Annotated in this window: 9 protein-coding genes; 7 read left to right on the plus strand and 2 right to left on the minus strand. The window is 41.7% G+C overall.

Going from position 1 to position 11,388, the window contains the following annotated elements:
- Positions 1-123 precede the first annotated feature (123 nt).
- Entirely contained in the window at positions 124-957 is an 834-nt protein-coding gene (locus T320_RS08475) for a Cof-type HAD-IIB family hydrolase (protein ID WP_037354847.1), read from the minus strand.
- Between the two features lie 548 nt (positions 958-1,505).
- On the opposite strand from T320_RS08475, the gene T320_RS08480 reads away from it, so the two are divergent.
- The 5 genes from T320_RS08480 to T320_RS08500 all read left to right on the plus strand — a co-directional run bounded on the left by T320_RS08480 (position 1,506) and on the right by T320_RS08500 (position 7,041).
- A complete protein-coding gene (locus tag T320_RS08480) occupies positions 1,506-1,751 on the plus strand; it encodes a hypothetical protein (RefSeq protein ID WP_037354849.1) in 246 nt (81 codons plus the stop codon).
- A 2-nt stretch (positions 1,752-1,753) separates the two neighbouring features.
- Complete coding sequence (locus T320_RS08485) at positions 1,754-2,137, plus strand: hypothetical protein (RefSeq protein ID WP_037354850.1); 384 nt, start codon at positions 1,754-1,756, stop codon at positions 2,135-2,137.
- Positions 2,138-2,688: 551 nt separating this feature from the next.
- A complete protein-coding gene (locus T320_RS08490; protein WP_037354852.1) occupies positions 2,689-3,693 on the plus strand; it encodes an AAA family ATPase in 1,005 nt (334 codons plus the stop codon).
- A complete protein-coding gene (locus T320_RS08495; protein WP_037354854.1) occupies positions 3,677-4,834 on the plus strand; it encodes a ParB/RepB/Spo0J family partition protein in 1,158 nt (385 codons plus the stop codon). The genes T320_RS08490 and T320_RS08495 overlap by 17 nt, the downstream gene beginning before the upstream one ends.
- An 833-nt stretch (positions 4,835-5,667) precedes the next feature.
- On the plus strand, positions 5,668-7,041 hold the full coding sequence (locus tag T320_RS08500) for a replication initiation protein (protein WP_037354855.1): 1,374 nt from the start codon (positions 5,668-5,670) through the stop codon (positions 7,039-7,041).
- 437 nt (positions 7,042-7,478) lie between these two features.
- Here the strand turns inward: T320_RS08500 and T320_RS08505 are convergent, their stop codons facing one another.
- Positions 7,479-8,738: an RNA-guided endonuclease InsQ/TnpB family protein gene (locus tag T320_RS08505; protein WP_037354856.1), complete on the minus strand. Its 1,260-nt coding sequence runs from the start codon at positions 8,736-8,738 to the stop codon at positions 7,479-7,481.
- Positions 8,739-9,403: 665 nt separating this feature from the next.
- Here T320_RS08505 and T320_RS08510 point away from each other — a divergent pair.
- Together T320_RS08510 and T320_RS08515 are read left to right on the plus strand one after the other, a co-directional pair.
- Positions 9,404-9,868: a hypothetical protein gene (locus tag T320_RS08510; RefSeq protein WP_037354857.1), complete on the plus strand. Its 465-nt coding sequence runs from the start codon at positions 9,404-9,406 to the stop codon at positions 9,866-9,868.
- A gap of 711 nt (positions 9,869-10,579) precedes the next feature.
- Positions 10,580-11,143: a hypothetical protein gene (locus tag T320_RS08515; protein ID WP_037354860.1), complete on the plus strand. Its 564-nt coding sequence runs from the start codon at positions 10,580-10,582 to the stop codon at positions 11,141-11,143.
- The last annotated feature ends 245 nt before the right edge of the window (positions 11,144-11,388 follow it).

Here is an 11,388-nt window from a genome sequence, read left to right on the forward strand (position 1 = left end):
GTACGTTAACGTAACGTTATAATACTACGTTGTCGTACCAATTGTCAATTCTATTTTTTCGCTAATAAAAAAAGCCATATCTTCCCAGATAAAGACATGGCTTTTTTGCTGTTGTTTTCCCTATCAAATCAGCCCCAACCGCTGAAAAGCATGGGCCAGTCCATCCTCTGCCACGGCATCTGTCACGAAATCCGCTATGGCCTTGATTTCCTCGCCGCCGTTGCCCATGGCCACCCCCACATGGCAATATTCCAACATGGGAATATCAATCTTGGCGTCACCAAAGGCGATGGTATCCTCAATCCTGCCGCCGATATGCTTTAACAGTTCATCAATAGCATGGGCCTTGGTGATGCCCTTGACACCCAAATCGCCGAACAGTGCCGTTTCTCCTACACCGCCCCAGGTACCTGCCTGAAGGTCCGGGAAGGCATCCTTAGCTGCCAGGAAGTCATCGTAGCTTTCCAGAATGAAGCTGACCTTGTTCAGGTCATCCCGATAAAGTTCCCCGTCGAAAATCATTTCCGGGAAGGCCTGCCGAACGGTCATCTTCGTGGCATTTTCCTGTCCCTTGCGGGCTGAGTATTCCTGCATGACCGGTTCTCCTCTTGTCTCAAAGTTTTCGCTGGCAAAGAGGCCGTTGTTGCTTTCCAAATAGAATTCCAGCTTGCGGTCATGGAGCCAGTCCACGATGCGTCTACTCTGTTCCGGCGTAAGCAACTGATGCATGACCACCTGCCCGTTGTCCTCCACATAGCTGCCATTGCCGCCTATCATGCCGTCAAGGCCAATATCCCAAATCTCCTGATAGACCTCTGCCCTACTGCGGCCAGTGCTGATATATACTTTGTGGCCATTTGCCCTGGCCTTGCGAATAGCCTCTACCGCCGAGGAAGGCAAAATGTTGTCATAATCCACCAGTGTGCCATCCACATCTATAAATATAATCTTGCTCATACCATCAACCTCGCTCTCTACCAAAGCTTATGCCCCACAGACTCCATCCTCTCAAAATAAATGGCTTTTGTAAAGCTTTTAGCTTTATTCTCTTAAATTAGGTCATTTATGTTATCTATGTTCCAGCCACATCTTTTTCCCGCAAAAGGCAATACCATACTTCCAGACTTCCGTCACTCCCTGCCGGGCAAATTCAGTTCTATACTCTTTACCAATTTGCAACGTAAAGCCCCTGCCTCATACGTAGTGTGGCTTTCCTCTCCATCTCCACAGGGATGTATTCCTACCCAGTCCAGCAGACGACGGAAATTGCCTTCAAAACCGTCATGGCTGTAACAAAGAGCCCCCAAAGGCCTTTGACGAAATCCTCTGAGTGCTGTTCGACGAGCGTACGAAATTGGTATATGACGGGGCAATGCAGGAACGTTAATATTGACGAAATTGTGAACGGCCGAGATTTCGACCAGATTTTACTTGCCATAATTTACCATATCCTCTAAAATATAGATATAGAAGGTGGGATATCCCACGTGAAAGGAGAAATCATCATGGACGCATCAGTAGTCGTTGATTATACGGCACATCTTGACGCCAAGCACCGCTTGACATTACGTGGAGCCAAATATGATTATTACCAAGTAAAGGAATATGAAAATGGCTACATTGTCCTTGAGCCAAGAGAATTAGTAGTTCCAAAGGAGATTTCCAAGAAAACCCTTGACATGATGGATGAGTCCATCCGCAATTACAAGGTTGGCAAAGTATCTGCACCAATTGATTTGACGGGTTTTTGAACATGAGTTTTGCTATTCGTATGGGCATCCCTGAGATGATGCAATTATGGACAGATTTATCTAATAAGCATGTCAATGGCACCATTTCCAAAAAGGAATTGTCTCTCTTAAAAAAATGGGGTAAAGCTCTAAAGCTCCTATCCCAAGACCCGACCTATCCCAGTCTTCAATCACATGAAATCGAGCCACTTACCAAAAGATACGGCATTAAAGTATGGCAATCATATCTTGAGAATAACACCAGCCGTGCCATGCGTATGTATTGGGTATACGGACCAAACCGACAAGATATTACCATTATTGGCCTGGAACCTCATCCAGAAGACAAGAAAAACGGAGCATACGACAAAATTTCTTTGTCTGCCATGCCTAGCTTTGGTGAATGAGCGACAGCTTTCCTCATGGGGCTGTCGCCTTTTTATGGACTGTTCCAGAATGGTTGTTTTGTATCTGTCAACTAAAAGTGTAATACTTCAGTTAAAAATAGTCTTTTTTAGGACGTGTTTTGGTTAAAAATAGTCGTTTATAAAGGAATAAACCGAGATGGGCGGAAACAGACCAGATACTTTAACAAAAATGTCACAAAGAAACGCTAGCTCCCCCTTGATATTATTAGCTTCACGGTGCATATAAAAAACTCCTATACCGCTATGCTGGGAGAAGTTTTCTCCCATTAAGCTCAATGATGCTTCCCAAAAATTCGCCGAGTGAATATTTTAGTTTACTAAAGTGTTCGCTCGGTGAATTTTTTCTCCCGATATCTTCAATATCTACTTTATTTGAACTTAATCATAGTTTCAATATTCCCACTATTATACTCTATAAACATATTTTTAATTAAGTTTCCTTGATTTCTGTTATAAAAAATGGTATGATTTACCCATAACTTAGTTAAGTTTTAGGTTTTTAATTATACTATACAGGAGGAAGGTAGCTAATGGCTGAGTTAACCAACCGTAAGTCTTTCACCACTACTCTATCCAACGACAATGTGGAAAAGCTAAAAACCCTTTCCGCCAAAAAGGGAGTCCCCAAGACTAAAATCTTAGATGATGCTGTGAACACCCTTTACGAAAAGGAGGAAAGCATGGAACAAGAGGCAAAGAAGCATAAAGGAATCGTTATTTCCGTAAGCAACAACAAAGGCGGTGTCGGCAAAACCACCACCGTGGCAGCTTTGGCCGACCTGCTCTCCAAGAAGGGCAAGAACGTCCTGCTCATTGATGCTGACCCCCAGGGCAATCTTTCCAATACCTTTAACTATATGGGTGAAGGTCAGAACCAGATTCTGGATAACTATCTTGGTAACCTGCTGAAAGACCGCATGAAGGCCGTTCAGGATGACGCACCGGACAAATGCGTGAAGCTAGATTACTATATCCTGAACTCCACGGAGTTCCCCCGCATTGACCTCATCTGCTCGGATATCCGTCTGGACGGCACCTATGCTGAACTCAATGCCGGCGGCGTCCGCTATGCTTATATTATTGCCGATATTATCGAAGAAGCCAAGGCTATGGATAAATACGACTATATTCTCGTAGACAGCAGACCAGCCATGAACAACGAAGTGGCTATGTTCCTCCTGGGCACGGATTATGTCATTATTCCTGTGGAACCTGCCAAACACGCCATTCTTGGTGCAAATGCCATGGCCCGCTTTGTACTCACTACGGCCAAACAGCGTCCGGGGCTGAAGATTCTTGGTGCCTTTATGACCAAAGTAGTGGACAGAACAAAATCCTTCCACGAATTCCTGCCCATGGTGCAGAATGGCTGGGATAAAATGCTCTTCGAAACTCGTATTCCCTACAATCAGGACGTTATCAACTCTGAGAACCTTAGTGCTCCCGTAACCTATCGGAAACCAGCATGCAAGGCTTCTAAAGCATATATAAAACTTTGTGATGAGGTGGTGAATAGAATTGAGCAGCAACAATAAAAAGAACAATAACATGATGGGCATTAGTTTTGTGGACCTTTCCGGTCAAACAGAAGACACTTCCAATATGCCCGTGGGAGTAAGCAACCGTTTTGAGAATGAGGACTTCAAAGAGATGACCAGAAAACGCCTCGCTTCTCATGGTGCGTCTGTCCCAGCCAGCAAAGATGATACTTCCAAGGAATCGTTATCCTCTATCCAGGAAACTAGTGCTAAAACGGATAAAATTCTAACAGACATTGCAGGAAGCACCGGAACTTATAAGGTCTTACCCTTATCCTGCCTAAAAAACACTAAAGACGACTGGAATAAGTTCACCCCTATCTCCAATCAGAAAAAAGTACTGATGGCCGACAGTATTTACCGTAACGGTCTCCAGCAGCCACTTGTTGTTCGTTCACTCGATAAAGAGGGCAAAGAGTTTGAAATCTTAGCAGGTAACACTCGAAAGAATATCTACGAGGTTCTTCACGAGATTACTGGCGATGATAAATACCTCTCCATCGAGTGTAAAGTATACGGATACAAAGAATTAACAGATGACCAGGCCAGAGAAATTGCTTCTGATACAAACTATGTTCAGAGAGCCAATCTAACTGGCAGCGACAAGAGTTTTGCTGTACACACAAAGCTTACCATTCTGAAAAAGCGTGGCGAAAAGCAAATTCTTGATAAAGCTGCCGAACAGATGGGTATGAAGCGAACGACCGCCTTCTACTGGAATAAAATGGCTAACCTTATCCCACCCTTTTTCACCATGTATGACAACGGTACCATTACCCAGAAGGTTGCATCCCGAATAGCATCTTGGACACAGGAGGTTCAGGAAGAGCTTTACTCGGAGTCCGATAATATAACGGATGAGGTAATCATGGGCATCCCTGCCAAGACCCCATCTAATAAGGTTATGGCTATCTTCCATGAGCTCATCACCAAAAATCAAGAAGAACAGGCTGAAAGCCTCAGAATTGGCCATATCAAGTCTTTAACTGAAAATAAGGATGGATATACCATTCACCTCTCAGGCAAGGCTCCAGAGGCCTCTCAGCTCGTTATTATGTATATTCCCGATAAGAAAGCCACTGCTTTCAAAAACAAATACAAAGATTATATCCTCGACTCTCCGGAAGATTCCGAATAACTTCAAAGAGAACTGACCTATTTAAGGTCAGTTCTCTTCATATTAGGCTAATTCTTTTATGTATGTATAAAAATTTGTTGTGGGTAGTTATGTCGGAAATAATTCTATTTTTACAGGAAAAATAACCTCCAATCCTAAGTTATCAACAGGGTGTGGATAAAAAAGTCCTTTATTTATTGGGTTCGTCAGTGTTATCAACAATATGATGTGGATAAAATCGACAAAATCCCCCACCATAAAAATTAAACCGACAAAAAATACCACCAAAAACTATTTCTGGCTTAATAAGGCTATTATTTCACCGACAAAATATACCACTACAACTGTTTTCCCGACAAATCTTCCCACAATAAAGTTTCTCATGAAACCTTTCCCTGCTTGCTATGACGACTATTCCAGCAAAAAAATGAACTGACTTAACCGACAAATTCCCCCACCATAACCGACAAATCCCCCCACTGCAAACTATAAAATACCGACAAATCCCCCCACTACTATGCCTAAAAATCAACGTCAGCCCTTATCTACAAAGGGGAAACGACTAGTTCCGACAAATCATCCCACAACAACTACTCTTCAGACAAATGTCCCCACTATAAAAGCCCCAATTTTTCGCTAGAATTGCTCACCACCCCTTATACTACATGGGACTTCAGGCAACCGACAAATCTCTCCACCACAACGTTCCCTATATATATTATTATCTGTTTATTATATAAACAGATAATATATAAGGACATGTTATTTGTGGTGGGAAATGTCTGTTGCTGAATTCCACTATAAATAGTATAATAGTAAGCGTAAATTCTACAAACTAGAAAGGATATCTGATTATGCCACAAAAAAAAGGTCAGTTAGTATCCCAAACTCAAGCATGTGTATTCCAAGACTTAGATTTTGATGCTCCAACCAAATTTGCCAATGAGCTCATGTTCGCTAAGCATTCCATGCGTGAAAACGAAATGAAAATCTGGCTTCTTACTATGGCTTCTTTAGCAAAAGAAACTTTATTGAATCATGATGTTCTTTATGAATATAAAATCTCTGTTCTCGCCGACAAGCTAAACGTCAACAAAGACAAAGGCTGGCGAAATATTATTCGCGAAGCTATAGACCAGGTCTCAGATAAAAGTCTAAAAATAGTAAAACGCTACTCTAGTGAGGAAGATAAACATAATTGGTTAAAAATACCATTATACAATTCAGTTGAGTACAACGATTTTAACGATACAGTTTCTGTCGCAATAAATCAAAAAATGCTACCCTACCTGCAGGACTTTTCCGAAAAATTTACTGAAGTTGACATCGATGAAATGTTGGCCATCCGAGGTATCACACAACTCAAAGTCTTTATGGTAGTCAAAGAGCTTATTGCCGAAGGAACTTATTCCATCAGCATTGAACGTTTTAAAGAGCGTCTGAACATGCCTGTTACATCCTATGCCAATTTCCGAGATTTTCAGCGAGATGTTTTGAAAAAAGCAGAAAAACAGATACGGAAAAATACTTCTTTGAAACAATTCCACTTTTCACATGATGGAAAGGGTCGCAGAGCTGCTACTACAATAACTATCCACCTTACTGACGTTGAAAGCAAAGTATTACCTGCTCCGAAAAAAATCATCACTACAGAAGATAAGATTGCAAATCTAGATTCTGAACATCTTCGATTATTTGATGAGTTTTCCTCTTTTGGCGTCAAGCCTGAATCTACGTGCTTAGAGATTATCAATACTTATAGTATTGATGTGTTAAAGAGCAACCTGGCTTATTACAAGGAACAGCTCAAAAAACGCAAACCAGAACAGGAACCGCTTAGTGCTGGCTATCTGATTACCTGTATCAAAAAGGATTATGCAAAATCCAGACGTAAATCCTGGCTTCGCAAAGCCGATACAAATAGCAGTGTGGAAACTGAATTGCAGAAGACCGATATGCAACTGGAAGATGTCTACAAGACATGTAAAAACAATGCAGGTGTCATCATCAAAAAAGGCAATATGAAAAATCTTTTAGAGATTTTTGATTCAGCAGCTATTGCAATGGAAAATATGGCCGGCAATATGGGAATCCCTTATGATATCGGCGATGCAAGAGTTAAAATTCAAAAACGTGACTTGCGTAATAAGGAAACAATGTTCTTCAGGGAACATCTTGCACAGCGTCTAATGTCTGGGTATATTACAATGGATATGTTTATAAACTGATGGTCTGTCATCTATAAAAAAATTCGGCGAGTGAATACTTTAGTACACTAAAATATTCACTCGCCGAATTTTTTCCTTCTACACCGATATGTGATGTAAGATGCATAATTCCCACCTTTTATTTTATGGTGGTATAAATCGTCGGAACTCAATAAGAGGCACTTTCGGAAAAGGTATATGTCCTGTTTTGTGGTGGTATATTTGGTCGGTGAACCTCCCCCGCTTAGCGTCTGACGACGTTTGAAGCGGAGGCTTCCTGTTTTTGAACGACAAGCCGTCGAACAAACAGACCAAAGTCCGGGAAAAGGTGTTGACCTTTTCCTGCGGAGCCCCGAAGGGCTGTCGCAATCGTTCTTCGACCGCCGAAAACAGGCTACGCAACGAATTTTTTAGTTCGCTGGGCCCGGTTCGTGGGCTTCTACTACAACTTTGGCTACTTACGCAGCCAACCGTAGATACTTTGTTTTTTGTTTCTCAAAGTCGCAGACTTTATCGAAATGACCGTTCAAGCCAAGCGACAAAATGTTATGTGCCCCGTGAACGTCACGATGGGCATGGTATCCGCAACTGCACTTATAGTTACGACTGTTAGTCTTGTGTCTTTGACCGCAAATCGGACAGGTCTGGGAAGAGTACGCTTCACTGATTCCCTCAAATTCAATGCCAACATTGGCAAGTTTGTACTTGAGGCAGTCCTTAATTTTCCCAAAATTCCAGTTCGAAAGTTTCTGTGAGGTTTTGCGGTTACGGATTTTCTTCTTGTTTTTGGTACGGTTCTTTTTCTTCCGTCCCGAAGTGTTGCGTTGGACGCCCTCTGGATTGCCGCAAAATACTTTGCCTACCTTATTTTCTAAACACCAGTCCACGAAATTCTTGGTGATTTCGTGAGTTTTGTACGCTACTTGGTGCTTGGATTTAGAGAGGATATACCGTTTTTTGCGTTGCAGCTTCTTCCAGCGGCGGGAACCCTTGGTACACTTGGCTTGTGCCTTGCTTATGCTTGCTAGTGTTTTGTTGCGGAGACGGTTGATAGACCGCAGCTTTCGACCCGTGATGATGATGGAATTTCCGTTCGTTGCACAGGCCGCGATGGAATGAATCTCCCCAAGGTCAACGCCGACTGTTTCGGGGAACCCGATATTTTCGGGTGACTGCTTGCCGTCATCATAGATTATGCAAAGCATGAGGCCATTATCGTAGCAAAGCTCGATTTGTGAAATCGCATCTTTGTTAAGGGACATGATTTCGTTGATTTTTGCCATGATATTCTTGGGAAGTTTCAGACAAATACCTTGCTGACGCTTACCATCCCAAATTCCCAAAGAAAGGGAGAGGACGTTTTTCTCAAAATCGAAAGAAAATGCTTTATCCTTCCATTGCGTATTGAAGTTTTTCTTACGCCGCCACGGATATTTGTTTTTATACCCCTTCAGGATTGCGGCGTGAGCAGCGTCTCTTGCGTCCAAATACTTGTCTGCAACCATCTGAACGCTCTGCGAATGCAGTGGGTATAGGTTCTTCAATGCTTTATATAGGCCACTTTTGGAAATCCATTTCCCGCCATTTGCAAGAGCATAGCTTTTGGAAATTTCCAAAGAAGCATTCCAAATCATTGCGGCGATTCTGTTACAGGCGAATAGTTTGTCAATGTCTTCTTTTGACGCAGAAAAAGATGATTTCACTACTTTCGTTGCCATTCGATTCACCTCCTTTTGATTGATATGATACATTATAGCACACTATGTATGGAGTCATCGGGATTTGGTACGATTGTAGAACAAAAAACGTGGCGGTTCATCCCCACCCTAAGAGGGGGGAGTCTTCTCGCCACAAATGATAAATATATTTTGTAGTGGGAAAAAGATAAGTGTTAGGTAAAAAGTGCTTATTCTAGGGCTAAATGGAACGTTCGGTAGAGCATATCGCAGGCATTTATATATTCGTTATGGTGGGAATTTTGGTCGGAGGGTTAAATTTTGTACTATGTTTTGTTCCTTATTTAATGCAATGTTCTCTTTTGCCTTTTTGTCATAGATATAGACTAAAGATTAAAGAAAATTGTGAACCTCCCCCACTTATAGAAGTGGGGGATTCCTGTTTGATACGGCAAGCCGAGGAACAACAGACAAAAGTCTGGGATTGGTGTTGACCGCCCCTGCGGAGTCATAAGACCGCCACAAAGTTCCTCAGCTTGCCCAAGCAGGCTACACAACGGAGTTTTGCGTCCGTTGTGGCCCGCTTCGTGGGCTTCTACTACAACTCTGACGGTTTATGCCGCAACCGTAGATATACGCTTTGCTTCGAGGGTGGAGTCTTCTTGCCGAAAACGATAAAGAGACAATAAAAACATACTTACTCCACGATGGGAACGCTCTTTTTGGTGAATCATTTAGAGTTGATGATATTGTTTGATTATGGTATATTGAAATCAAATAAAATAGAATGCGAGAGGAAAAATATGAAGAACGGTCATTATACCGCAAGCGATATAGAAGAATTAACGATTATTCCAGCTGACAAAAAAGAAGGGACAGTTCAAACGGCTTACGGAAGAGTTGAAGGGACAAAGATTTGGAGTAACGGCTTAGACTTTACTATAGGAGAGGGAATAGAGAAGGAACATTACAGCCGTCTTGAAAAAATTCCGTCTAAATATCAGGTCGTTGCTGAAATCATACGAAAGAAAGCATCCGGCAAAGGTGGACACCGTATAGGGGCAGGAAGACCCAAAATAGATGGGCCAGTAAAGAAAACCCGTTCGTTTAAGCTGACTGAATACGAATACATGAAGGTTAAAGAGTATATTTTAGAACTTAGAAAAAAGTAAACTTTAATCAAAATACATATTGTTTGCGATATCGATGGATAAGATTTTTGACAATGGCTGAAAAAAAAGACAGGCAAGGGAATGATATGCCTGTCTTTTTTGGTGCTTATTTCGGGACAGAAAACTGAGTACCTAAAATCAACCCATGATTATATCACAAACGGAAAAGTTATGCTGGAATTCGTGCACCATTGGCAAAAAAATAATCCTTGGATGTAAAGAATTGGTGTATGGGGAGCCATACCTGCTTTGCTGGACACCCGAAATGAATAGGCGACAGCCTATAGGGATAGGCATTTTAGAAAAGATATAACACGAAATCCGTGAGAGAATCAATTTTGGTACATATAATGAAGGAAACCAATGGAAAAAGGATTGCGGATAAAAAATTTTAGGGAGTTGGTGCGGGATTTCTACATAGAATTAGTTTTTGAGGTAGTATAGAAAATGTAACGAGGAGATGTTCTAATGCTCCTGGTTATTGCCGAAAGGAATTGGCAAGGACAAGGATGTCTGAATGAATCTTAGTAGAGGGCAATCACGGAAGATTGCTTAGCGAAAGATAGTGGCAAGGAAGCTGTACTGATGAAGAAGAAAGATGTATTTATGCCTGCTGACATAATAGTTAGTGGGGATTCTAAGGAGGATTGGTACCATGGAAGTAATACAGTAGCACTAGAAGACTAAACTACACATATGAGGTAGATGATAATGAAGATTATCGGAGAAAGAGCATATCCCCCAAAAGTACGGAGTTGCTCTAGCGAAGACGAAAAACAAGTCAAGAAAGAAGGAATAGTTATGGAAAAAGCAAAGGTTAAGGTTGATGTAGAGTTTGACTATTCTGGTGTATTTACCAACCAAAACGGTAAGTATCTTACCTATGGTGGTAGTGACTGGGGCAGGATATTGTCAAACTTCAATTGTATGGCACATATTACCTGTCCAAAAGGTGAGGTTAAAGTTTATATGCAACCGGTCGTTGATGCCTATGATTTCGAATGCTATGAACTAGAAGGCGTTGATAGCCGAGATTACCTGAGGTTGGTAGAAACAGACACCGGATTCGAAACACCGGATGGTGAAAAGGTTGAATTTCCTCATGAAGCTGTTGAATATCTTTATGATAAGGAGCTTTGTGAGGACGAAATTGTCTGGACGCTTAAAGAAGAAATACGAGATGAGATAAAAAATTTCATCGACGAAAATCTTGAAGGTGTCATGAAAGAATGTGGTTATGAAGAAATAGACCCTAGTGAAGAATGGAACGGTTAATTCCGGTCAAAGAGAGTGTGTAAAATTAAGTGTGTAAGTTACCGGTAACTAACTTACGCACTTAATTTTTATATGAGAGTACGGTACAGTATCTATGAGAATGACAGAAACGGAGTACAGCACTTATGGCAAGACGAAAAAACAGAGGCAATGAAAAAGGACAGGCTATCGCCAAAATTATCATGGAGCAGTATCACCCCCAGAATAAGGAGGAAATGCAGGATGCTATAAAAGATGTATTTGGC

The organism is Selenomonas sp. FC4001, from assembly GCF_000701565.1.
Classification (GTDB): domain Bacteria; phylum Bacillota; class Negativicutes; order Selenomonadales; family Selenomonadaceae; genus Selenomonas_A; species Selenomonas_A ruminantium_B.

Excerpts from the sequence above, each read along its gene's own strand:
- T320_RS08475 (WP_037354847.1), bottom strand. The coding sequence starts at position 957 with ATGAGCAAGATTATATTTATAGATGTGGATGGCACACTGGTGGATTAT.
- T320_RS08480 (WP_037354849.1), top strand. The coding sequence starts at position 1,506 with ATGGACGCATCAGTAGTCGTTGATTATACGGCACATCTTGACGCCAAG.
- T320_RS08485 (WP_037354850.1), top strand. The coding sequence starts at position 1,754 with ATGAGTTTTGCTATTCGTATGGGCATCCCTGAGATGATGCAATTATGG.
- T320_RS08490 (WP_037354852.1), top strand. The coding sequence starts at position 2,689 with ATGGCTGAGTTAACCAACCGTAAGTCTTTCACCACTACTCTATCCAAC.
- T320_RS08500 (WP_037354855.1), top strand. The coding sequence starts at position 5,668 with ATGCCACAAAAAAAAGGTCAGTTAGTATCCCAAACTCAAGCATGTGTA.
- T320_RS08505 (WP_037354856.1), bottom strand. The coding sequence starts at position 8,738 with ATGGCAACGAAAGTAGTGAAATCATCTTTTTCTGCGTCAAAAGAAGAC.
- T320_RS08510 (WP_037354857.1), top strand. The coding sequence starts at position 9,404 with ATGGGAACGCTCTTTTTGGTGAATCATTTAGAGTTGATGATATTGTTT.
- T320_RS08515 (WP_037354860.1), top strand. The coding sequence starts at position 10,580 with ATGAAGATTATCGGAGAAAGAGCATATCCCCCAAAAGTACGGAGTTGC.